Source organism: Marinobacter denitrificans, from assembly GCF_008795955.1.
Lineage (GTDB): Bacteria > Pseudomonadota > Gammaproteobacteria > Pseudomonadales > Oleiphilaceae > Marinobacter > Marinobacter denitrificans.
This window is the reverse complement of sequence record NZ_VMHN01000007.1, coordinates 105,683-128,399: the sequence shown is the minus strand read 5'-3', so window position 1 is coordinate 128,399 and position 22,717 is coordinate 105,683. Positions and strand designations below refer to the sequence as shown.

At 56.8% G+C, this 22,717-nt stretch carries 19 protein-coding genes and 1 tRNA gene; 3 read left to right on the top strand and 17 right to left on the bottom strand.

Going from position 1 to position 22,717, the window contains the following annotated elements; genetic code table 11:
* Positions 1 to 69: 69 nt before the first annotated feature.
* Positions 70 to 145, top strand: a tRNA-Asn gene (locus FO268_RS17430).
* 509 nt (positions 146 to 654) lie between these two features.
* Here the strand turns inward: FO268_RS17430 and pyrF are convergent.
* From pyrF to purU, 12 genes are all read right to left on the bottom strand, one after another.
* Positions 655 to 1,365, bottom strand: coding sequence for an orotidine-5'-phosphate decarboxylase (pyrF, locus tag FO268_RS17425; RefSeq protein WP_150994510.1), 711 nt, complete (start codon positions 1,363 to 1,365; stop codon positions 655 to 657).
* A gap of 33 nt (positions 1,366 to 1,398) precedes the next feature.
* On the bottom strand, positions 1,399 to 2,568 hold the full coding sequence (gene lapB, locus FO268_RS17420) for a lipopolysaccharide assembly protein LapB (protein WP_150994509.1): 1,170 nt from the start codon (positions 2,566 to 2,568) through the stop codon (positions 1,399 to 1,401).
* Positions 2,568 to 2,870 carry a LapA family protein gene (locus tag FO268_RS17415; RefSeq protein ID WP_027831725.1) on the bottom strand — a complete coding sequence of 101 codons (303 nt, stop codon included), beginning with the start codon at positions 2,868 to 2,870 and terminating at the stop codon, positions 2,568 to 2,570. Before FO268_RS17415 ends, lapB begins: the two co-directional genes overlap by 1 nt.
* 72 nt (positions 2,871 to 2,942) lie before the next feature.
* The gene (locus tag FO268_RS17410; protein ID WP_007154691.1) at positions 2,943 to 3,239 is read right to left on the bottom strand and encodes an integration host factor subunit beta; all 297 of its coding nucleotides are present in this window, start codon (positions 3,237 to 3,239) and stop codon (positions 2,943 to 2,945) included.
* Between the two features lie 131 nt (positions 3,240 to 3,370).
* Positions 3,371 to 5,065, bottom strand: coding sequence for a 30S ribosomal protein S1 (rpsA, locus tag FO268_RS17405; RefSeq protein WP_150994508.1), 1,695 nt, complete (start codon positions 5,063 to 5,065; stop codon positions 3,371 to 3,373).
* A 131-nt stretch (positions 5,066 to 5,196) separates the two neighbouring features.
* Positions 5,197 to 5,877: a (d)CMP kinase gene (gene cmk / locus FO268_RS17400; RefSeq protein WP_150994577.1), complete on the bottom strand. Its 681-nt coding sequence runs from the start codon at positions 5,875 to 5,877 to the stop codon at positions 5,197 to 5,199.
* Positions 5,877 to 8,105 (bottom strand): bifunctional prephenate dehydrogenase/3-phosphoshikimate 1-carboxyvinyltransferase, encoded by a 2,229-nt coding sequence (locus FO268_RS17395; protein ID WP_150994507.1) that lies wholly within the window; start codon positions 8,103 to 8,105, stop codon positions 5,877 to 5,879. Before FO268_RS17395 ends, cmk begins: the two co-directional genes overlap by 1 nt.
* 1 nt (position 8,106) lies before the next feature.
* A complete protein-coding gene (hisC, locus tag FO268_RS17390) occupies positions 8,107 to 9,246 on the bottom strand; it encodes a histidinol-phosphate transaminase (RefSeq protein WP_150994506.1) in 1,140 nt (379 codons plus the stop codon).
* Positions 9,247 to 9,275: 29 nt separating this feature from the next.
* Positions 9,276 to 10,376 carry a prephenate dehydratase gene (pheA, locus tag FO268_RS17385; protein WP_150994505.1) on the bottom strand — a complete coding sequence of 367 codons (1,101 nt, stop codon included), beginning with the start codon at positions 10,374 to 10,376 and terminating at the stop codon, positions 9,276 to 9,278.
* 2 nt (positions 10,377 to 10,378) lie between these two features.
* Positions 10,379 to 11,461: a 3-phosphoserine/phosphohydroxythreonine transaminase gene (serC, locus tag FO268_RS17380; RefSeq protein WP_150994504.1), complete on the bottom strand. Its 1,083-nt coding sequence runs from the start codon at positions 11,459 to 11,461 to the stop codon at positions 10,379 to 10,381.
* 41 nt (positions 11,462 to 11,502) lie between these two features.
* Positions 11,503 to 14,136 (bottom strand): DNA gyrase subunit A, encoded by a 2,634-nt coding sequence (gene gyrA / locus FO268_RS17375; protein WP_150994503.1) that lies wholly within the window; start codon positions 14,134 to 14,136, stop codon positions 11,503 to 11,505.
* Positions 14,137 to 14,263: 127 nt separating this feature from the next.
* Entirely contained in the window at positions 14,264 to 15,118 is an 855-nt protein-coding gene (gene purU, locus FO268_RS17370; protein WP_150994502.1) for a formyltetrahydrofolate deformylase, read from the bottom strand.
* 174 nt (positions 15,119 to 15,292) lie between these two features.
* On the opposite strand from purU, the gene ggt reads away from it, so the two are divergent.
* Positions 15,293 to 16,990, top strand: coding sequence for a gamma-glutamyltransferase (ggt, locus tag FO268_RS17365; protein ID WP_191966990.1), 1,698 nt, complete (start codon positions 15,293 to 15,295; stop codon positions 16,988 to 16,990).
* Between the two features lie 13 nt (positions 16,991 to 17,003).
* Positions 17,004 to 17,252: a YkoF family thiamine/hydroxymethylpyrimidine-binding protein gene (locus FO268_RS17360; RefSeq protein WP_150994500.1), complete on the top strand. Its 249-nt coding sequence runs from the start codon at positions 17,004 to 17,006 to the stop codon at positions 17,250 to 17,252.
* A gap of 38 nt (positions 17,253 to 17,290) precedes the next feature.
* Here FO268_RS17360 and FO268_RS17355 read toward each other — a convergent pair whose 3' ends face one another.
* Genes FO268_RS17355 through FO268_RS17335 form a run of 5 tightly spaced genes read right to left on the bottom strand, consistent with a single transcriptional unit; the run spans position 17,291 to position 22,711 of the window.
* Positions 17,291 to 17,662: a YidH family protein gene (locus tag FO268_RS17355; protein WP_150994499.1), complete on the bottom strand. Its 372-nt coding sequence runs from the start codon at positions 17,660 to 17,662 to the stop codon at positions 17,291 to 17,293.
* Between the two features lie 11 nt (positions 17,663 to 17,673).
* Complete coding sequence (locus FO268_RS17350; protein WP_150994498.1) at positions 17,674 to 19,257, bottom strand: PQQ-dependent sugar dehydrogenase; 1,584 nt, start codon at positions 19,255 to 19,257, stop codon at positions 17,674 to 17,676.
* The gene (yghU, locus tag FO268_RS17345) at positions 19,257 to 20,135 is read right to left on the bottom strand and encodes a glutathione-dependent disulfide-bond oxidoreductase (RefSeq protein ID WP_150994497.1); all 879 of its coding nucleotides are present in this window, start codon (positions 20,133 to 20,135) and stop codon (positions 19,257 to 19,259) included. Before yghU ends, FO268_RS17350 begins: the two co-directional genes overlap by 1 nt.
* Positions 20,136 to 20,178: 43 nt before the next feature.
* Entirely contained in the window at positions 20,179 to 20,508 is a 330-nt protein-coding gene (locus FO268_RS17340; RefSeq protein WP_150994496.1) for a hypothetical protein, read from the bottom strand.
* Between the two features lie 25 nt (positions 20,509 to 20,533).
* Positions 20,534 to 22,711, bottom strand: coding sequence for an OsmC domain/YcaO domain-containing protein (locus FO268_RS17335; RefSeq protein WP_150994495.1), 2,178 nt, complete (start codon positions 22,709 to 22,711; stop codon positions 20,534 to 20,536).
* Between the last annotated feature and the right edge of the window lie 6 nt (positions 22,712 to 22,717).

Below are 22,717 nucleotides of genomic sequence, written 5' to 3'. Positions count from 1 at the left end.
AATTGTTGGCAAGGGGTTGACGAGGCGTTGGGGTAACCTTAATATACGCGCCTCGTCACATGACGACGTTCCCCGATAGCTCAGTTGGTAGAGCAACGGACTGTTAATCCGTTTGTCGCTGGTTCGAGCCCAGCTCGGGGAGCCACTATTCCGAAAAGCCGCTAGTCCTCTGGATTGGCGGCTTTTTTCGTTTTGGTTCTTTTGTTTTGGCTTCGGCCCTGGCCTGCTGGTCTTGCCCTAGCCTGCTAGTTGGTGCTCGGCGCGGTGGGGCCTCCCTCACAAAAACCGCTTCGAGTACATCCATGTACGCTTGAGCTCCGCCATCCATGGCTCCGCACATTTTTGTGAGGGAGGCCCCACCGCACCGGTTTAAACATTTCAGATATCGCTTGACTGATTCGCAGGCAAATATGGGTTTGATCACGCCGACCCGACCTACATTGTTATGGCGATAACTCCAGAGGCCGGAACCGGCGGGGTAGAACTGCCTTCCCGAAAATGTGCGGAGCCAGGGATGGCGGAGCCCAAGCGCACACGGACGTGCTTGTAGCGTTTTTCGGGAAGGCAGTTTTACCCCGCCGTAGCACCGTTACCAGCAGGCTAAAGCGCACCACACCAGCAGGCCAGGGCCGAACTAGACCAGATTCCACAGTGTCAGAGCCCAACCACCTCAGCATGAATAGCCTCCAACGCAGCCAGAGGGTCGGTAGCCTGGGTTATCGGGCGGCCGATGACCAGGTAGTCGGAACCGGCTTTGAGGGCGTCCGTGGGGGTCATGATGCGTTGTTGGTCGCCTTTGTCGGCAGACAACGGGCGGATGCCGGGAGTGACCAGTTTGAAGTCGGCACCCTGCTCGGCTTTTAACGCCGGAGCCTCCTGCGCTGAACAGACGACGCCGTCCAGGCCGCAGTTACGGGTCAGGGTTGCCAGGCGGGACACCTGGGCCTCCGGGGAATCCGTGATGCCGATACCGGCGAGATCATCCGCACCCATGCTGGTCAGCACCGTGACCGCAATCAACAACGGCCGGTCCTTACCGAAGGCTTCCAGCCGGTCGCGGCAGGCGGCCATCATTTTTTCACCGCCGGAGGCGTGCACGTTAACCATCCAGACACCCAGCTCAGCGGCGGCCGCTACCGCTGCCGACGTGGTATTGGGAATGTCGTGAAACTTGAGATCCAGAAAGACATCAAAACCGCGCCCCTGAAGCTTGCGAACCAGGTCCGGGCCGGATCGGGTAAAGAGTTCTTTCCCTACTTTCAGTCGGCATTTTGCCGGGTCAAGTTGGTCAGCCAGGGCAAAAGCAGGCTGGTCGGAAGGGAAGTCCAGGGCAACAATGATTCGAGGATTATCGGGGGTTAGCACAGTCGGTTTCCTGCAGAGTGTCGTAAATTCGGGTTATTCGGCTTCCACACCCTGGATCGGGCGAACGGTTTCCCATTGCTTGCAGCTCGGACACAACCAGTGGAGCTGCTGGCCCGAGAAGCCACAGTTTACACACCGGTACACCGGCCGGTTTGCCAGAATCAGGTGGCCGATGCGGCTGACAAGGCGGCCTTCGTCCGTTGTCATGCCCTTTTCGTAGCCGGCCAGTTCCACCAGGCGCAACAGGCCCCGCACACTGGGCCGAATTTCCAGCTCGCGGCGCAGCAGCTCAATGGCTGCCATTCGGCCTGAGGTACGTTCAACGGCTTCCACCAATGCCAGCAACAGGCTGGTGCTGGGCCAGGCTTCGTAGAACTTTCCGAGCTTCTTCACCAGGCGCCCTACGTCACCATGCTCCCGCTCGAGTTTCATCAAGCGGTCCACCGCCTCAGAACTGAACTCGGGGTTCTGATCAAAAACCTTCAGACTCTGATTGGCCGCATCCCGGTAATTACCCTGGCGAACAAGGAGTTTCATCAGGATAAAGGTGGCCCGGACACAGGAACTGTCATATTCCAGCGCTTCCTTGGTCAGCTTCTGGGCCTTCCAGCGGTCGTCATGTTTGAGGGCATCTTCCGCGATTTCGCAGGTGATGTAGGCCAGCATCTTGTACATTCCCGGATCATGGTCGCCGGTTGTCAGGGTTCGGGCTACCTGGCCGGCCTTGCCCCACTCCTTCTCCTGCTGGTAGAGCTCAATCAGTTGCAGCGAGGCTTTGCGGCCATACTCCCTGTCTCCCATCAGCTGATGGAGCAGCGCTTCTGCCCGGTCCAGCAGGCCTGCATTCAGATAGTCAATGGCGAGTTCGTAGGTTACTTGCTGGGAATAACGTGATGGCAGTTCTGGGCGGGCCAGGAGATTCTGGTGAATCAGGATAGCGCGATCGGTCTCACCCTTATGCCGAAAATGCGCACCGATCGACAGATGCAGACCAACCGTCTCCTTGTTGACGGCCAGGGATTGGACAAAATTCTCGACGGCCTGGTCGGAATAATTGGTAAACAAAAACTGCAAACGATCCTTGACCGACTCTTCACTCGAGATGGCCGTTTTCGAGCGATCCCTGGTATTGCCCATGCGCCCGACAAACCAACCTGCAGCTACCGCAATCGTCAATAGCAGCCACTGAAGCACTATATCCATCAAAGCGTCCGGTCGTTCTGGGCCCTGGATTTCTCCAATGCCTGCTCGGTACGAGCAAGTCGTTTCTCAAGGTTACGGCGGGAAACCGATGTGCGAACGGTTGCAAGCATGGTAATCAGAACTCCGATCAAAGCACCGATCACGAAAGACATAATAATCCAGACCGCAACCCCGTGGGGCTGGGTCTCGAAAAGGAGAAAGTTGAGGGACACCGCCATCTGATTATTAAGGGAAAAAACAAGGGCCACCAGAACCAGAAACAAAACCAGCAGAATAAGAAGGACCTTCTGTAATCCGGCCATAGTCGCAACGCTCCACGCGGGCCTGATCGTCTAGACCAGGACCTGGTTAAAAACTTTCCATGTAAAGGGTAATCAGAAACCCTTTTTCAGACTGTCATTGACCTGTTCCCGCAACTCCTTACCAGGTTTGAAGTGCGGAACAAATTTAGCTGGTAACTGAACAGCCTCACCGGTCTTGGGGTTTCGCCCGGTTCTGGCCGCCCGATGGTGCAGTGAAAAACTGCCAAAACCACGGATTTCAATTCGCTGGCCATCTGCCAGTGACTGGGACATATGTTCTATGATGGTTTTCACAGCCAGTTCCACATCCTTCACTGAAAGCTGCGTCTGTTTGGACGCAATCAGCTCTACCAGTTCAGATTTTGTCATTGGGCTCATCCCTCTTCACATTATTATCGGATAGCCGGTTACCAGCTCCTTGGCTCTAGTTTAGCCAAACCAGAAAAAAACACAAAAAAAACGGGCTCTTAGAGCCCGTTTTTTTATACCAACCGGAAATCTTACTCCTTGTTGGCGTTTTGTTGCTGCATCTGCTCCTTGATGAGATCACCGATAGTGGTCGCACCAGAGGAGGATTCAGCCGTCTTCGCACGTACACCTTCCAGTGCCTGCTTGTCGTCTTCAACATCCTTCGACTTCACAGACAGGTTGATGACGCGGTTCTTACGGTCGATGCTGATAATCTTGGCTTCAACTTCGTCGCCTTCGTTCAGCGCATTGCGTGCATCTTCAACACGGTCACGGCTGATTTCGGAGGCTTTCAGAACAGCTTCAACTTCGTCGTTCAGGGTGATAGTCGCTGCTTTTGCGTCTACAGCGGATACCGTGCCCTTAACAATGGAGCCCTTGTCGTTCAGCTGTACAAACTCGGCGAACGGATCGCTTTCCAGCTGCTTGATGCCCAGGGAGATACGCTCACGCTCGGGATCAACAGACAGGATAACGGTTTCAACTTCGTCGCCCTTCTTGTATTCACGAACGGCTTCTTCGCCAGTTTCGTTCCAGCTGATGTCTGACAGGTGAACCAGACCATCGATGCCACCGTCCAGTCCGATGAAGATACCAAAGTCAGTGATTGACTTGATCTTGCCGGAGATACGGTCGCCCTTGTTGAACCTGCTGGAGAAATCTTCCCAGGGATTGGCCACACACTGCTTGATACCCAGGGAAATACGACGACGCTCTTCGTCAATATCCAGAATCATCACACCCACTTCGTCGCCAACCTGAACGACCTTGGACGGATGGATGTTCTTGTTGGTCCAATCCATTTCGGAAACGTGAACCAGACCTTCAACACCTTCTTCCAGCTCGGCAAAGCAGCCGTAGTCAGTCAGATTGGTTACACGTGCAGTAACCTTGGTGCCTTCCGGATAACGACCCTTGATATCAACCCAGGGATCTTCACCCAGCTGCTTCAGACCCAGTGATACGCGGTTACGCTCACGGTCAAACTTCAGCACCTTGACACTGATCTCATCGCCCACATTGACGATTTCGCTCGGATGCTTGATGCGCTTCCAGGCCATATCGGTAATGTGGAGCAGGCCGTCAACACCACCCAGGTCTACGAATGCACCGTAGTCGGTCAGGTTCTTGACGATACCTTTGATTTCCATCCCTTCGGTCAGGGTTTCAAGCAGAGCTTCACGCTCGGCACTGTTTTCAGCTTCCAGAACGGCGCGGCGGGAAACAACCACGTTGTTACGCTTCTGGTCGAGCTTGATAACCTTGAATTCGAGTTCCTTGTTCTCCAGGTGCGCGGTATCGCGAACCGGACGAACATCTACCAGAGAGCCCGGCAGGAAGGCACGGATACCAGCCAGATCGACGGTGAAACCACCCTTGACCTTGCCGTTGATAATACCCTTAACCACTTCCTCAGCTTCGAAGGACTTCTCGAGTACCTTCCAGGCTTCAGCGCGCTTGGCTTTCTCACGGGACAGACGGGTTTCACCGAAGCCGTCTTCTACAGCGTCGAGAGCTACGTCAACAACGTCGCCAATAGCAACTTCCAACTCGCCTTTTTCATTGAGGAACTGGGAGGCGGGGATAACGCCTTCGGACTTCAGTCCGGCGTTAACGGTGACCCAGTCGTTATCGACGTCAACTACGGTTCCCTGAACAATGGAACCCGGTTGCATGTCAATTTCTTTTAGGCTTTCTTCAAAAAGATCCGCAAAGCTCTCGCTCATTATGTGTCCTATGTGATCAACGCAAGTTTACTCCGTGCTACCAGCAACACGGTCTGTTAGTTTCAATCCGGATTCAGCCAGTGGCTGGCCGATAACGCCGAATCCGGAATTTCAACGACAAAAAGGTGTAGTCAGGCCTGACCTGCTGCGGCCATAACCCTGACTAACACCTCTTCTATACTCAACCCTGTAGAATCAATGACTTGCGCATCGTCCGCAGGCTTGAGCGGGGCGGCGGCGCGGTTCATGTCCCGCTCATCGCGCACCCGTATCTCCTCTAAAAGGGCGTCAATATTAACATCGACCCCTGCGTCCTTCAACTGGCTGTAACGTCTTTGCGCACGCTCTTCGGCGCTGGCCGTCAGAAAGATCTTTACCGGCGCATCCGGAAACACCACTGTGCCCATATCGCGACCGTCTGCCACCAGCCCAGGGAGCTTGCGGAAGTCGCGCTGACGCTGCAGCAGCGCATCACGAACAGACTGCATCACGGCCACCTTTGAGGCGTTGTCCCCGCAGGTTTCTGTACGTATATCTGCGGTCACATCGTGGCCGCCCATCAACACCTTTGCCGGCTCACCCGGGGGTGTTGGTTCGAAGGCCACATCCAGGTTAGCGGCAAGCTTCACCAATGCGGACTCATCATCCAATGGAACGCCCTGCCGCTCGGCAGCAAGGGCGGTAAGACGATAAAGCGCGCCGCTATCGAGCAGATGCCAACCAAGTTTGCGGGCCAGCATCTGGGTAATGGTGCCCTTGCCGGAGCCGCCAGGGCCATCCACAGTGATAATGGGCGCCTTGCCTTCAACCATCATTCAGCTCCCTCGGCTGAGATATTGATACCGGTGCGCTTCGCCAGCCCCACAAAATTCGGGAAAGACGTCGCTACGTTGGCGCAATCGGTCACTTCAATATTGCCGCTGGCTCGCAGGGAGGCCACCGAGAACGCCATGGCAATCCGGTGGTCACCGTGGCTGTTTACAGTGCCGCTACCCATGGTCTGGCCCCCCTCAATAACAATGCCGTCCGGTGTGACGGTGGTGTCCACGCCCAACGCAGCCAGGCCATCCGCCATCACCTGAATACGATCGCTTTCCTTGACGCGGAGTTCCTCGGCCCCACGCAGGACAGTTCTGCCCTCCGCGCATACAGCGGCGATAAACAGCACTGGGAATTCGTCGATGGCCAGGGGCACCTGGTCTTCCGGAATGTCGATACCCTTGAGGTCAGCAGAACGAACACGGAGGTCGGCAACCGGTTCACCACCAATCACCCGCTCCTCGAGCACTTCAATATTGGCCCCCATCATGCGCAGGATGTTGATGACTCCTACCCGAGTCGGGTTCATGCCTACGTGACGGATGGTGAGGTCAGAATCCGGGGCAATGCTGGCCGCCACCAGGAAAAACGCCGCAGAGGAAATATCCGCCGGTACGTCAATCGCAGTGGCCGTCAGACGCCCGCCCCCGGTAACGCTGGCTGTGGCCATGTCACGATGGACGTGATAGCCGAAGCCTTCCAGCATGCGCTCTGTGTGATCCCGGGTTGGCGCCGGCTCAGTCACTGAGGTCACACCTTCAGCGTAAAGCCCGGCAAGCAACAGGCAGGACTTTACCTGGGCGCTGGCCACGGGCATTTCGTAGTGAATACCCGTCAGCGCCTGGCCACCGCGGATTTTCAGGGGCGGCCGGCCGCCCTCAGCAGTATCGATTACAGCGCCCATAGCCCGCAGCGGATCCGCGACGCGCCCCATTGGCCGCTTGGACAGACTCTCATCGCCAGTCAACTCTGAATCAAATGGCTGAGCTGCCAGCAAACCGGCGAACAGGCGCATAGCAGTACCGGAGTTACCCAGATAGAGCGGGCCGCGCGGCGCCTGCAGGCCATTGATACCCACACCATGGATGCGAACAAGGCCTTCGTCCGGCCCTTCAATGGTAACACCCATATCACGGAAAGCCTGAAGCGTAGCCAGGCTATCTTCCCCTTCCAGGAAGCCTTTCACCTCAGTGATGCCGTCGGCAAGTGCACCCAGCATAATGGACCGATGGGAAACGGATTTGTCGCCCGGAACACGAATTTCACCGGAAATCCGGCCGCCGGGCTGAAGACGGAATGTTACCTGTTTCTGACTGTTGTTGGTCACGTAAGCCTTTCCTGAAAGCATTTTGGAAAAATGTTCCCGCGCCGCTTTGGCGCGACTGAAAACCCGTAGCAGGGTTGCACCGTCCTGATCGGCAATGGCAGTGCGAAGCTGGTCCAGATCGTGGGTGAAGTGATCAATCACCCGCAGCACCGCATCGCGGTTGGAGAGAAAAATATCGTGCCACATCACCGGGTCGCTGGCCGCAATTCGGGTAAAGTCACGGAAGCCGCCTGCCGCGTAGCGGAATATGTCCAGATTCTCATCCTCACCCGCCAGGGTGTCTACCAGCGAGAAGGCAATCAGATGCGGAAGGTGGCTTGTGGCAGCGAGCACTTCGTCGTGATAGGCCACGGACATGGTCAGCACCGTGGCACCACAACCCTCCCACAGCGCCTTCAGCTTCTCCAGGTCCGGCGCACTGACATTGTCCGCCGGAGTCAGAATCACTTTATGATTGGCAAACAACCCAGGGTCGGCGGCCCGGATACCGCTCTTTTCAGAACCTGCTATGGGATGACCAGGAATCACCTTTGCCGGTAACTCACCAAACACCTCACGCACGTCCTTCACGAAACTGGACTTGGTACTACCCACATCCGTAAGCACCGCGTTGGCGCCCAGATGTGGGCGAATCTCTTCCAGTACGGTTTGGGTTGCTTTGACCGGTACCGCAAGAACGACCAGATCGCTACCGGCCACGGCCTCGGCGACGGTCGCAGCCGCCTCATCAATAATACCCAACTCCCTGCCCAGAGCCAGATCTTCCCCACGTTTATCGGCGCCAACAACAGTCACGGCGAGGCCGTTATCGCGGATGGCTCTGGCCAGGGACCCGCCGATGAGGCCGAGGCCGATAACCGCAACGCGCTGAAATAGCGGCTGGACCTCAGACACCTTACACTCCCCGCCCGGGTTCAGAGGCCGATAGCGTATCCAGGGCGCGGGCCAGGGATTCGATAAAACGGTCATTCTCCTCGGGCAGGCCGATGGAAACCCGCAGATGCCCGGGCATCCCGTAGCCAGCAATCGGTCTGACAATAACGCCCTGCTCCAGCAATAACTGATTGATATCCGCAGCCCGCTCTCCCACATTCAAAGCAATAAAATTGCCGGCGGAAGGAATATACTCCAGCCCCATTTCGTTAAAGGCCGTCTCAAGCTGTTTCATGCCTTCGGCATTGACTTCCCGGGCGCGCTGAAGATATTGCTCATCATCCAACACCGCGGTAGCTGCAGCCAGGGCCAGAGCATCTACATTAAAAGGCTGTCGTACTCTATTGAGAACGTTAGCGATTTCAGGAGAACTTACACTATAACCAGCGCGTAGTGATGCCAATCCCCAGGCCTTGGAAAAGGTACGGGTAACGATCAGGTTGGGGTACCGCTCAAGCAGTGACAGGCCGTCCACGTAACCGTCGCCCTGCAGGTATTCGCAGTAGGCTTCATCGAGAACCACCAGTACGCGCTCCGGAATCCGGTCCAGGAATGCCTCGATGGCCTCAGCACCATGAACGGTGCCGGTAGGGTTATTCGGGTTGGCAACAAACACCAGTTTTGTGCGGCCAGTTACAGCCTCAGCCATGGCATTCAGATCGTGACCATAATCCCTGGCCGGAACCGACACGCCAGTGGCGCCAATCGCCTGGGTTACCAGCGGATAGACGGCAAAAGCATACTGGGAAAACACCACTTCCGAAGTCTGGTCTGCAAAACACCGGGTAATCACTTCCAGAACGTCATTGGAACCATTGCCCAGGGTAATCTGCGACGGCCTGACGCCATAGCGAGCAGACAACGCCTGCTTGAGATCAAAACCGTTGCCATCCGGATAGCGGCAGAGCTCGTCGAGCCCCCCCCTGACAGCGGCCAGCGCTTTGGGACTGGGCCCCAGCGGATTCTCGTTGCTGGCCAGCTTGATAATGCGGTCCGGGTTGAGGCCCAGCTCCCGGGCCAACTCATCAATGGGCTTACCCGGCTGGTAGGGGGATAACGCCTGCACACCTTTGACCGCCAGGCTTTGGTAATCAGTCGACATTGAACCCTTCCTCAGCAATTCGTGTTGCTTTACAAAACCCCGATGGGGTAGGAACCAAGGCGTTTCAGTTCCACGGCCTCTTCATCAATCTCGGCAAGCACCTTGCTCACCTGTTCGTCATCCACATGGCCTTCGAAATCGATATAGAACACGTAAGCCCAGGTGCCACTGGGAGACGGTCGGGTTTCGATTCGGGTCAGACTCAGGCCGTGCTTGTGGAAAGGCTCCAGCAACTGGTAAAGAGCACCCGGTTTGTTGCGCATGGACACCAGAATAGAAGACTTGTCATTGCCGCTGGCCGGTACTTCCTCACGCCCGATAATCAGAAAACGCGTGGTGTTGTCCGGCCGGTCTTCAATGCTGGTCGCCAGTACTTCCAGGCCATAGAGTTCCGCCGCCATATCCCCGGCGATAGCAGCCGTACCCGGCTCTTCCGCTGCACGCCTTGCCGCTTCGGCATTGCTGCTGACGGTTACCCGTTCAATACCATAGCGGTGAGTATCCAGCCACTGCCGACACTGGGCGAACGACTGCTGATGGGAATAGATACGGACGATTTCCTCGTCCTTATGCTTTGGCGACACCATCAGGTGATGATGAATGCGCAACTGGACTTCACCGCAGATTTTCAGCGGCGAAGACATGAACATGTCCAGAGTATGATTGATCATGCCTTCCGTGGAGTTCTCCACCGGAACCACGCCATAGTGGGCGGCACCGGATTCCACCTCGCGGAAAACGGCATCGATCGCCGGCAACGGCACACTGATCACGGAGTGACCAAAGTGCTTGAGCGCCGCTGCCTGGGTGAAGGTCCCCATCGGCCCCAGAAAAGCGATGTGCATGGGCTTTTCCAGGGCGAGGCAGGCAGACATGATTTCCCGGAACAACCGCGCCATCTCTTCGCCCGACAGGGGGCCGGGGTTGCTGTCCTTGATGCGACGCAACACCTGGGCTTCCCGCTCCGGACGGTAGAAAAACACGTCTTCGCCCGGATTGGCTTCCGTCTTGACCCGAGCCACTTCCTGGGCGCATTCGGCGCGCTTGCTGATCAGGTCCATAATGTCCCGGTCCAACCGGTCGATCTCGTCCCTCAATTGCCCCAGACGGGCCTGCTCATCACTGCTCATGATCAGCCCCGCTCCTTCGCAAATACGGTCATATAGTCGATCAACGCATCCACGCCGGCTTCCGGCATGGCGTTGTAGATACTGGCCCGCATGCCGCCCACGGAACGATGGCCCTTCAGGTTCAGCAGGCCGCGCTCGTTCGCCCCTTTAAGGAAGGCATCATTCAGCGCGTCGTCCGCCAGGGTAAAAGGAACGTTCATCCAGGAACGAAAGCGTGGCGAAATCGGATTGGCGTAGAAATCGTTCTCGTCTATAAATCCGTACAGCTTGCTGGCTTTGCGGCGGTTGATCTCGCCCATTGCCGTAACGCCACCCTGCTCTTTCAGCCATTTGAACACCAGGCCAGCGAGGTACCAGGAATAGGTGGCGGGCGTGTTATACATGGAGTCGTTATCTGCGATCACCTGGTAGTTCATCATCGTGGGGGTGATCTTTAGCGCCTTGCCCAGCAGATCCTTTCGAATGATGACCGTCACCAAGCCGGACGGACCAATATTTTTCTGGGCGCCAGCGTAGATCAGGCCGAACTTTGACACGTCCACCGGGCGCGAGAGCATGGTGGATGACATGTCCGCCACCAGTGGCACGGAACCGCTCTCCGGCACGAAATCAAATTCCAGGCCACCAATGGTTTCGTTGGGCGTGTAGTGCAGGTAGGCCGCATCCGCACGGGTATTCCAGGTGTTCTGGTCGGGAACGGTGGTGAATCCGTCCGTTTCACTGCTGGCCGCCACATTCACCTGCGCATACCGGCTGGCCTCGGCGATGGCTTTCTTCGACCAGATACCGGTGTTGACGTAATCCGCCGATGTCTTGTCGCCCAACAGGTTCAGCGGAATGGTCGCGAACTGACTGGAAGCTCCACCCTGCATGAAGAGTACGGCGTAATCACCTGAAATACCGGCCAATTCCCGAAGGTCTCTCTCGGCAGTTTCGGCGATTTCCACGAACTCGTCACTGCGATGGCTCATTTCCATCACCGACATACCGGTGCCGCGCCAGTCCAGCATTTCATCCCGCGCCTGTTGCAGCACGGGCTCCGGCAAGGTTGCCGGACCTGCACAAAAATTATACGCCCTGCTCATGATCCTGTGATCTCTCAAGTATTGCCAATTAAGGTGCCGGCTTATTCCTCGCCGGCACTCTCTCCCGCATCACCTGCGCCTTGTGCACCTTCTTCGCCATCAGACTCAGACGCAGGCGTTTCCTCACCATCAACCTCTTCGGCATCAGTTTCAGCAATACGCTCAACGCCCACAAGACGCTCGTCTTCCTGGCTCAGCTTGATCAGGCGAACCCCCTGGGTGTTGCGGCTCAGAACCGATACTTCGTCGGTGCGGGTACGCACCAGCGTGCCCTTGTCCGAGATCAGCATCATTTCGTCGCCTTCGAACAGCTGCAGCGCCGTGACCAGGTTACCGTTACGCTCGGAACACTGCATGGCGATGACGCCCTGACTGCCCCGGCTGTAAGTCGGGAACTCGTCGAAGGTGGTTCGCTTGCCGTAGCCGTTTTCACTGGCTGTCAACAGCACCGCGCCTTCCTGGGGAATAATCAGCGACACCACATGATGCCCTCCGGGCATCTTGATGCCACGCACACCACGGGCGGTCCGGCTCATCGGGCGTACCGCTTCTTCGTTGAAGCGAACCGCTTTGCCGGCTGAAGAGAACAGCATGACTTCCGCATCACCCTTGGTGATGGCCGCGCCAATCAGGGTATCGCCCTCGTCCAGCGACAGGGCAATCAGGCCACTGCTGCGGGGACGGGAGAAGTTCGGCAGCGGCGTTTTCTTGACCACACCCGCCGATGTTGCCATCAGCACATACTGGTCTTCCGGGTAATCACGTACCGGCAGGAAGGTGGTGATACGCTCACCCTCGTCCAGTGGCAGGATATTCACCATCGGGCGACCGCGGGAGGCGCGGCTGGCACGCGGAATCTCGAAGACCCGCAACCAGTAAACCTTGCCCCGGTTGGAGAAGCACAGAATGGTGTCGTGGGAGTTGGCAACCAGCAGCTTCTCGACAAAATCCTCGTCTTTCATGGATGTGGCGGCCTTACCACGGCCACCACGGCGCTGGGCCTGATAGTCCTCGACTGCCTGGGTCTTGGCGTAACCACCGTGAGAGATCGTTACTACCAAGTCTTCCTCGTCGATCAGGTCGGCAATGGTCAGGTCACGCTTGGAACTGGTGATCTCGGTCAGGCGCTTGTCGCCAAACTCGGTAACAATGGCTTCCAGCTCTTCGCGGATAACCTGCATCAAACGGTCCGGATCCGCCAGAATCTCCAGCAGACCGGCAATTTTCTCAAGGATTTCCTTGTACTCGTTCTGCAGCTTTTCGGTCTCAAGACCGGTCAGGCGATGCAGACGAAGATCCAGGATGGCCTGAGCCTGCTCCGGCGACAGATGATACAGGCCATTGCGCAGGCCAAATATCTCCGGCAGGTCGTCCGGGCGACAGGCATCTTCACCTGCCCGCTCGAGCATCGCCAGAACGTCACCGGGCGCCCAGCCCTGGGCCATCAGCTTCTCTTTTGCCTCGGCAGAGCCCGGAGATGCCTTGATCAGGGCAATAATCTCATCGATGTTTGCCAGTGCAACCGTCAGGCCTTCCAGGATATGACCACGTTCCCGAGCCTTGCGCAGCTCGAAGATGGTCCGGCGGGTAACCACTTCCCGACGGTGGCGCACAAATGCGTCCAGCATCTGCTTCAGGTTCAGGATCTTCGGCTCGCCGTTGATCAGGGCAACCATGTTGATGCCGAATACCGTCTGCAGCTGGGTATGCGTGAACAGGTTGTTGACGATCACGTCCGGGTTTTCCCCGCGACGCAGCTCTATCACCACCCGGATGCCTTCCTTGTTGGATTCATCCCGCAGCTCGGTAATACCTTCCAGGCGCTTCTCTTTAACCAGCTCCGCAATCTTCTCAATCAGCCGGGCCTTGTTCAGCTGGTAAGGCAGCTCGGTAATAATGATGGCGTCGCGGTTGGTTTTCTTGTCGTGCTCGATTTCATGGCGGGCACGAATATAGATGCGCCCACGGCCGGTGCGGTAAGCCTCAACAATGCCGGCGCGGCCGTTGATAATACCCTCGGTGGGGAAGTCCGGCCCCGGAATGTGCTCCATCAGCTCGTCAATGGTCATGTCCGGGTTGTCGATCAGCGCCAGGCAGCCATTCACGATTTCCGTGAGGTTATGGGGCGGAATATTGGTTGCCATGCCCACGGCAATACCGGAGGAGCCGTTGACCAGCAGGTTCGGAACCCGGGTGGGCAGTACTTCCGGGATCTGCTCGGTGCCGTCGTAGTTGGGGACGAAATCCACCGTTTCCTTTTCCAGATCCGCCAGCAGGGAGTGGGCAATCTTCTCCATGCGGATCTCGGTGTAACGCATGGCAGCCGCGTTGTCACCATCAATGGAACCGAAGTTACCCTGGCCATCCACCAGCGGATACCGCAGGGAGAAAGGCTGGGCCATACGGACAATAGTGTCGTAAACAGCGGAATCGCCATGGGGATGGTATTTACCGATAACGTCACCCACCACACGGGCGGACTTCTTGTAAGACTTGTTCCAGTCGTTGTTCAGCTCGGACATGGCGAACAATACGCGGCGATGCACCGGCTTGAGGCCATCCCGCACGTCCGGAAGCGCCCGCCCGACGATAACGCTCATGGCGTAATCGAGGTAGGACTGTTTCAGCTCGTCTTCAATATTTACCGGCAGGATCTCTTTGGCTAACTCACCCATCGAGAAAGGTTCCTTTGCATTTGCTGGAAGTCGTTTCAGGGCCCTTCAGAGCACCCCATAGTTATTCTTTAACAAGCGGCCAATACTACCACATTCAACCCTTTAGCGGGGCATATGGCAGTGTCCGTCAGTCAAAAACCACGGTCTTGTTTTCGTAGGTGATCACACGGTCTTCAATGTGTGCCCTCAGTCCCCGGGACAGGGCATTTTTCTCCACATCCTTGCCCAGGCGCACCATATCCTCAATCGAGTCACTGTGGCTGATGCGGATGACCTCCTGCTCGATAATGGGGCCCTCATCCAGATCCTGCGTCACGTAGTGGCAGGTGGCACCTATCAGCTTCACACCCCGGCTGTAGGCCTGGTGGTAGGGTCGCGCGCCTGCGAAGGACGGCAGGAAGCTGTGGTGGATATTGATCACCTTGCCTGCGTATTTTTCGCACAGGCTTGCGGGCAATATTTGCATGTACCGGGCCAGAACAACCACATCGGCCTCGTAGCCTTCAATCAGGCCATCCACTTCGCCAAAGGCTTCGTCGCGGTTGGTCTTGTCCACAGGGATATGGTGATAGGGTATTTCGTGCCATTCCACCATGCGCCTGAGGTCTTCATGGTTGGAGATAACAGCAACAATCTCGGCATTGATTTCCTTGCTGTGCCAGCGATGAAGCAGGTCCGCCACGCAGTGGGATTCCTTGCTGCACATAAGGATGACTTTCTTGGGCCGGGCCGAATCAGCAATATGCCAGTTCATATCGAACTCGCGGGCGATGGGCTCAAAAGCGATGCGGAACTGCTCAAGCCCGAACGGAATCGAGTCGGCCTTGATTTCATGCCGCATGAAGAACCAGCCTGTCTGGGTATCCGAGTGGTGGCTCGCCTCGGTAATCCAGCCATTGTAGGTCGACAAAAAATTACTGACCTTGGCAACGATTCCCACCCGGTCCGGGCAGGAAATCACAAGACGATAGGTATGCTCCATGGAAGCCTTTCCTTAATCTGATCCGGGAAAGTGGGTGTGCAGGTTCACACCCTTAAAAATGACCGGCTATGATAGCCTATCTGAGCATCAGAAACGAGGCGCACTGACATGGACAGACACCCCCTACAGGTACGTATGAGAAATGCCGTGCCGGGCCGTTCACTGGCCGCAAAAATGATCGTTACCCTTGTATTGCTTTTACCCCTGCAACCGGCTGGAGCCGATGCCATTCTCGAGGGCGAAAGGCACCATCCGGTCAAAGCAAAGAACGGAATGGTCGCTACCAGCCACACACTGGCCACTGAAGTTGCGCTGGACGTTCTCAGAAACGGCGGCAATGCGATAGACGCGGCTGTCACGGCCGGCTTTGCCCTGGCGGTCACCCAACCTCGCTCCGGTAATATTGGCGGGGGCGGTTTCATGCTCTATGCGCCGGGAAACGGTGATGCCGTTGAAGCCATCGACTACCGGGAGAAGGCACCAGCCGCGGCTACGGAAACGATGTTCCAGAATGAAGATGGCGAGGTGGTGCCAGACCGCAGCCGGTTCACCCACAAGGCAGCCGGGGTGCCCGGCACCGTCGCCGGTCTTGCCATGGCCCTGGAACGGCATGGCACGCTTTCCCTGAAACAGGCGTTGGCACCAGCAATAAAGCTGGCACGGGAAGGCTTTATAGTACCCGACCGCTTTACAGAAGGCCTGGAGCAGGCCCGTGAGCGGCTGCAGCGATGGCCCGCCACCCGTGAAACTTTCTACAAAGAGGATGGTGAGGCCTGGCAGCCGGGCGAACGCTTCCGGCAACCGGAACTGGCAGAGACCCTGCAGCGCATTGCCGACCAGGGTATCGAGGATTTCTATGAGGGCAAAACTGCCCAACTCATCGTGGAGGAAATGAACCGCCACGACGGCCTGATCACACTGGACGACCTGAAAAATTATCAGCCCCGGGTTCGCCAGCCCGTTCATGGCAGCTACCGGGGTCACGACATTTATTCCATGTCGCCGCCCTCCTCCGGTGGCATCCACATCGTGCAGATCCTTAATATCCTTGAGGGTTACCCACTCGCAGACTTTGGCCACAATTCCGCCGCCAGCATCCACCATATGGCTGAAGCCATGAAACTTGCGTATGCCGACCGTGCCGAGTTTCTGGGCGATACGGATTTCGTGGACGTTCCCCTGCAAGGGCTGACCAGCAAAGCGTATGGCGAGTCTTTACGAAAAACCATCGACCCGGACAAAGCCCGCCCTTCGTCCGACATCGGCGCCGGCAACCCGGGCGCCTATGAAAGCCCGGAAACCACCCACTTTTCTATTGTCGACCGCTGGGGCAATGCGGTTTCCAACACCTACACCATTAACTTCAGCTACGGTTCCGGCATTACGGTGGCCGGCGCAGGCTTCCTGCTGAACAATGAAATGGACGATTTCAGCGCCAAGCCTGGTGAACCGAACGCCTATGGGCTGATCGGTGGCGAAGCCAACAAAGTGGAACCGGACAAACGCATGCTGAGTTCCATGTCACCAACTATTATCAGGCGGGATGGCAAGAATTACCTGGTGACGGGCAGCCCCGGTGGCTCGCGGATCATCACCACCACCTTGCAGGTTGTACTCAACGTAATTGACCATAATATGAACATACAGTCTGCGGTCAGTGCGCCGAGGGTTCACCATCAGTGGCTGCCCGATGAGATACGCATCGAGCAGGGGATCAGCCCCGACACCGTGCAACTGCTGGAAGACAAAGGCCACAAGGTGGTAACGGGTAGCGCAATGGGCGCTATCCAGAGCATACTGATCGACAGTGACGGAACCCTGTACGGCGGTGCGGACCCGCGCCGCAGCACATCGTCAGCCATGGGTTACTGACCCGGGAGGTTTTATGTATCTATCAGTGCAATTGAGTTGCTATCCGCTCGCCGACGACTATAAGCCACCCATTCGGGCACTTATTAAGCGGCTGGAGAAAAGCGGCCTGGAGGTTCACCCCGGACGTATGAGCACGGAAATATTCGGGGAGTACGATGAGGTGATGCGTGTGCTTTCAGACACCATGAAATGGTCGTTCGAGGAGTACGGAAAAGCGGTATTTGTGGCCAAGATCATGGAAGGTGACCGCAGGCCTCGATAATTATACTTCCGCAGAAAAGGCCGTGGGTGACGTGCGCCCTACCCGCGGCCAATAAACAGCGCGCCTACCAGGACAAGCCCCAGAAATGCCACAACCATATTGACCGCAAGCCCCCAACGGAATCCATACCCGGCGGGAAATTCGGCAGGGCTCAGAGTGCGTAACAGGGCACGGAACTGGCGCGAGGACCACACCGCAGCAAAGGCCCCAAGCAGTATAAACAGGATACCAATCCAGAACCCCAACATGGCATTCATCACGCCCACGCTATCCGGCGCCAGCACATGCAGAAGCAGGCCCGCACGTTCAATCAGGAAGCCGAATGCAATGAACGACAGGCTGGTGCGGTTCCAGGCCAGTAAGGTACGTTCGGCGGCAAACAGAACTCTTGGGTCTTTCAGATCAGACATGGGATTCCTTTCTACTCTGGCGTTACTCTCAAAACACGACCATCGGCGCTGTCGGTGAGCAGATAAACGGCACCCTCCGGGCCGACTCGCACATCCCGGATGCGCTCGTCCAGCTTGCCAAACAGAGTACCAACCTCTTTTGCCTGACCGCTTTCCAGGCTTACACGATGCACCTGCCTGGTTACCAACCCGCCTACCAGCAAGTCGCCCTGCCACCGGGGGAACAGATTACCACGGTAAAGAGCCATACCTGACGGTGCTATGGACGGCGTCCAGTGCAACAGGGGTGGCTCAATACCCTCACGTTCTTCAAACGGACTTACCCGGGCACCCGTATAATCCAGTCCGTGGGTAGTAATGGGCCAGCCATAGTTGGCACCCGGGCGAATCACATTGATTTCGTCGCCGCCACGGGGACCATGCTCGTGGGCAATGAGACGGTCCTGTTCCTGATCATAGATCAGGCCCTGCACATTGCGATGGCCATAGCTGTAGATTTCTCCCCGATAGACATCACTGCCGGCATACGGGTTGTCCTCCGGCACAGTGCCGTCGGGGTTCAGCCGGACAATGCTGCCAATGTGGTTTTCACGCCGCTGGGCGTCTTCCCGGTAATCAAAGCCATCGCCCAGGGTGAGCACCAGCGTATTGTCCGGTAGCCAGGCCAGGCGCGCCCCGTAATGGGCATTACCTGCTTTGGCCGGCTGCACCCGGAAAATTTCGCTCACATTGTCCAGGCCTTGCTCGCCAAGCTCGCCCCTGGCCAGGCAAGTATGATTGGCCTGCACGGTTCCGCAGGCATAGCTCAGATAAATCTGGCGGCTCTGCTCGAAATCCCTGGCAGGTAACACCTCGAACAGGCCGGCCTGAGCAGACGCAAATACTTCCGGCACTCCATCAAGCGCATCCGGTAGCAATTTGCCTTCGGCTGTAATCACTCGCAGCCTCCCTGGCCGCTCGGTCACAAGCATTCGGCCATCAGGCAGAAAGGCCAGCGACCAGGGATGCTCAAGTCCCTGCGCCACAGTCTTTATTTCGTAACCGGGCTGTTCCTCTGCCATAGCATCTGACTCTGGCAGTGCCAGGCTGCCAGCCACCGTAAGCGCCATCACCGCCATGGTTGGGTACCCCCCGGTCCGCCGCGTCGGGCGGCCACCCAGTGCAGCAAACAGCCAGCCGGAAATTGCCGCTGTCACAAGCATGGCCAATAAACCTCCGGTCGACCGTGTGGCGGCGATCAGTGTGGGCATGGGAGCCAGGGTATCCACAATCTTCAGTGTCACCCAAAGCCCCACCGCCGCAGCAAGCGGGTACAACCATGCGCGGCGCAGGTTACCGGCCAGCCTGGCCACCAGCGAAGCGACACCCAGGGAGAACAGGAGGCTGACGCCAAAAAGAATGGCATAAAGAGGAGCGAAATTGACGAGGTCCTGAATACTGGTTTCCAGCCGTGTTCCCATGGTGATCCCAACCTCCAGAGCTTCAAGAGCCTGCAGGTTGAAGTGAGTCTGCACGAGGCTACCCAGCACAGAGCCCACCACAAGCGCGATCACAAAAGCGAGAACCACTTTCCACCAGCTGACAGACGCCGCCATTATTTCTCTCCGGAAGGCTCCAGCTTGTCCTGGGTGCGCAGCTCAAAGTCACTGGCATCGTGCCGTTCGTGCAACTGCTTGCTCTCGTCACCCCAGGTGCGGTTGACCATCAGCCCGCGCTTCACGGCCGGGCGTGCACCGACTTCATCGGCCCAGCGCACGACGTTTGTGTAGGTGTGGGCTTCAAGGAATTCCGCCGCTTCGTAGACCTTGTTCTTCACCAGTGCGCCGTACCAGGGCCAGATCGCCATATCGGCGATGGTATATTCATCCCCTGCGATGTAACGGTTATCGGCCAGCTGACGGTCCAACACATCCAGTTGCCGTTTCACTTCCATGGTGTAACGGTTAATCGGGTACTCATACCTTTCCGGCGCATAGGCGTAGAAATGACCAAACCCGCCACCGAGGAAAGGTGCGCTGCCCATCTGCCAGAATAACCAGTTCATGGTTTCCGTGCGGGCAACGATATCCGTTGGCAGGAATTCACCAAACTTCTCCGCCAGATAAAGGAGAATAGATCCGGACTCGAATACCCGCACGGCAGGCTGATGGGTGTGGTCCATCATGGCCGGAATCTTGGAGTTAGGATTTGCTTTTACAAACCCACTGCCAAACTGCTCTCCCTCGGTAATGCGGATCGGCCAGGCATCGTACTCCGCTTCCCTGATGCCCTTCTCCAGCAATTCCTCGAACATAATGGTGGCTTTCACGCCATTGGGGGTTGCCAGGGAATACACCTGGAACGGGTGCTTCCCCACTGGCAGTTCCCTCTCGTGGGTGGCCCCGGCAATCGGCCGGTTGATTTTGGAGAAAGCTCCACCGCTCTCTGCGTCCCACTTCCAGACTTTCGGCGGCGTGTAGGTATCGTCGGTCATTCAATCATCCTCACCTTTTTGGGGGCTGCGAGTTTCAAACCATTCAGGAACCGGGCAAACAAACTTCTCTGCTGCGGGAAGTCAGCCTGTCCCATTTCCCTTTGTTGTTATTACGGACAGTTTTCAGGTAGCGGCTCACATCGGAAAAATGCGTGTCAGTCGCGCCCATTTTCCTGGCCTCGTCACCATGGGTGTCTGACATGAATACCAGAGCTTTATAGTCATCACCCTTTTCGGTGAGCGAGTCACCCAGCAGAGCCAGGTGGCTTGCGCAGAATATGTGCATGTTGCGCTTGTCGTAATCCACTTCCTGGGCCCAGCCGTTAAGGCTGAATACCGCCAGCAGCGTCGACACGATCATCGTTTTCTTCATAAAGACTGACTCCGAAGAATGCGTTCTACCTCGCTGCACGGGCCGCGTGCAGTTTCTTGTAGCTTTCGATCAGGCGCAGGTGCTTATCCAGACCTTCCAGTTGCATGTTGGTGGGCGTCAAACCATGGAAGCGAACACTGCCATCGACCGAGCCTACCACGGCTGCCATGGTTTCCTCACCAAACATACGCTGGAGGTTGACCAGATAGTCATCGAGCTCCAGCTCGTCATCCAGGGTAATTTCCAGCACTGCGTTTACCGCCCGGTAGAACAGATTGCGCTCCACGGTGTTGTCGTTGAACTGCAGGAACGCCTCCACCCTTTCGAGAGCGTCCTCGTGCTGCTGCAGAGCCAGGTAGATAAGCAGCTTGAGTTCCAGAATGGTCAGTTGTCCCCAGACCGTATTTTCGTCGAACTCGATACCGATCAGGGTAATGATGTCCGTATAGTCATCCATCTGGCTTTCTTCCAGGCGCTCCACCAGAGCCGCCAGCTGATCGTCACTCAGGGAGTGAAGGTTCAGGATATCTTCCCGGTAGTCCAGAGCCTTGTTGGTGTTATCCCAGATCAGATCATCGGCGGGGTAAACCTCGGAATACCCGGGTACAAGAATACGGCATACCGGCGCGCCCAGTTCTTCGTGGACCGCGACATAGACCTCTTTTCCCATATCCTTGAGGATATTGAACAGGCAGGCTGCCTCTTCCTGGTTGGAGCCCGAGAAATCCCACTCGCAGAAATCGTAATCCGATTTCGCGCTGAAGAAACGCCAGGAGACCACGCCGGTGGAATCAATAAAGTGTTCCACAAAGTTGTTGGGTTCGGTCACCGCAAGGCTATTGAACGTCGGCGGAGGCACATCATTCAGGCCCTCGAAGCTCCGTCCCTGCAGCAATTCGGTGAGACTACGCTCCAGAGCCACTTCCAGGCTGGGGTGTGCGCCGAAGGACGCAAACACGCCACCGGTGCGCGGATTCATCAGAGTGACGCACATCACCGGGAACTGGCCACCCAGGGATGCGTCCTTGACCAGGGTGGGGAAGCCCTGCGCTTCCAGCGCTTCCACACCTTCGAGGATGTCCGGGTATTTCTCCAGTACCTCCCGGGGCACATCCGGAAGAGCTATCTCTTCTTCAATAATCTGCTTCTTCACCGCGCGCTCGAAGATCTCCGACAGGCACTGTACCTGGGCTTCATGCAGCGTATTCCCCGCACTCATGCCGTTGCTGAGATACAGGTTTTCAATCAGGTTCGATGGGAAATAAACCACCTCACCGTCTGACTGACGTACGAACGGGAGGGAGACAATCCCACGCTCAGTCTTGCCGGAGTTGGTATCGATGAGATTGGAACCATACAACTCACCATCCGGGTTGTAGATGGCCAGGCAGTGGTCGTCGAGAATGCCTTCAGGCAGCTCGTCATCCGGGCCAGGCTTGAACCAGCGCTCGTTCGGGTAGTGAACAAATTCGCTGTTGGCGATTTCTTCCCCGAAAAACTGATCGTTGTAGAAGAAGTTGCAGTTCAGCCGCTCGATGAATTCGCCCAGTGCGGAACAAAGCGCGCTCTCCTTGGTGGCGCCCTTGCCGTTGGTAAAACACATGGGCGAGGCCGCATCGCGAATATGCAGTGACCACACATGGGGCACAATGTTGCGCCAGGAGGCAATCTCGATCTTCATACCCAGATTCTCAAGGATCCGGGTCATGTTGGCGATCGTCTGCTCCAGTGGAAGATCCTTGCCTTCGATATAAGTGCTTGCGCCGCCCTCCGGTCTGGTCATCAACAAAGCCTGGGCATCTGACCCCAGGTTTTCGACAGGTTCAATCTCGAACGTCGGGCCGGTTTGCACCACCTTCTTGACCGTACAGCGGTCAATGGAGCGAAGGATGCCCTGCCTGTCCTTGTCGGAAATGTCTTCGGGCAGCTCTACCTGAATCTTGAAGATCTGGTTGTAGCGGTTTTCAGGGTCCACGATATTGTTCTGGGACAGACGGATATTCTCGGTGGGGATATCCCGTGCCAGGCAGTAGACGCGAACAAAGTAAGCCGCACACAGAGCCGAGGATGCCAAAAAATAATCGAAGGGACTGGGTGCCGACCCGTCGCCCTTGTAGCGGATAGGCTGGTCGGTAACGACGGTGAAATCGTCAAACTTGGCTTCAAGTCTGAGGTTGTCGAGAAAGTTGACGTTGATTTCCATGACGAA

Coding starts and splice junctions, on each gene's coding strand:
- yghU (WP_150994497.1), bottom strand. CDS start 20,135: ATGACCGACGATACCTACACGCCGCCGAAAGTCTGGAAGTGGGACGCA.
- FO268_RS17340 (WP_150994496.1), bottom strand. CDS start 20,508: ATGAAGAAAACGATGATCGTGTCGACGCTGCTGGCGGTATTCAGCCTT.
- cmk (WP_150994577.1), bottom strand. CDS start 5,877: ATGGTTGAAGGCAAGGCGCCCATTATCACTGTGGATGGCCCTGGCGGC.
- FO268_RS17355 (WP_150994499.1), bottom strand. CDS start 17,662: ATGTCTGATCTGAAAGACCCAAGAGTTCTGTTTGCCGCCGAACGTACC.
- FO268_RS17335 (WP_150994495.1), bottom strand. CDS start 22,711: ATGGAAATCAACGTCAACTTTCTCGACAACCTCAGACTTGAAGCCAAG.
- FO268_RS17350 (WP_150994498.1), bottom strand. CDS start 19,257: ATGGCGGCGTCTGTCAGCTGGTGGAAAGTGGTTCTCGCTTTTGTGATC.
- lapB (WP_150994509.1), bottom strand. CDS start 2,568: ATGGATATAGTGCTTCAGTGGCTGCTATTGACGATTGCGGTAGCTGCA.
- pheA (WP_150994505.1), bottom strand. CDS start 10,376: ATGAGCAGTGATGAGCAGGCCCGTCTGGGGCAATTGAGGGACGAGATC.
- ggt (WP_191966990.1), top strand. CDS start 15,293: ATGATCGTTACCCTTGTATTGCTTTTACCCCTGCAACCGGCTGGAGCC.
- purU (WP_150994502.1), bottom strand. CDS start 15,118: ATGGAGCATACCTATCGTCTTGTGATTTCCTGCCCGGACCGGGTGGGA.
- rpsA (WP_150994508.1), bottom strand. CDS start 5,065: ATGAGCGAGAGCTTTGCGGATCTTTTTGAAGAAAGCCTAAAAGAAATT.
- FO268_RS17415 (WP_027831725.1), bottom strand. CDS start 2,870: ATGGCCGGATTACAGAAGGTCCTTCTTATTCTGCTGGTTTTGTTTCTG.
- FO268_RS17410 (WP_007154691.1), bottom strand. CDS start 3,239: ATGACAAAATCTGAACTGGTAGAGCTGATTGCGTCCAAACAGACGCAG.
- serC (WP_150994504.1), bottom strand. CDS start 11,461: ATGAGCAGGGCGTATAATTTTTGTGCAGGTCCGGCAACCTTGCCGGAG.
- FO268_RS17360 (WP_150994500.1), top strand. CDS start 17,004: ATGTATCTATCAGTGCAATTGAGTTGCTATCCGCTCGCCGACGACTAT.
- hisC (WP_150994506.1), bottom strand. CDS start 9,246: ATGTCGACTGATTACCAAAGCCTGGCGGTCAAAGGTGTGCAGGCGTTA.
- gyrA (WP_150994503.1), bottom strand. CDS start 14,136: ATGGGTGAGTTAGCCAAAGAGATCCTGCCGGTAAATATTGAAGACGAG.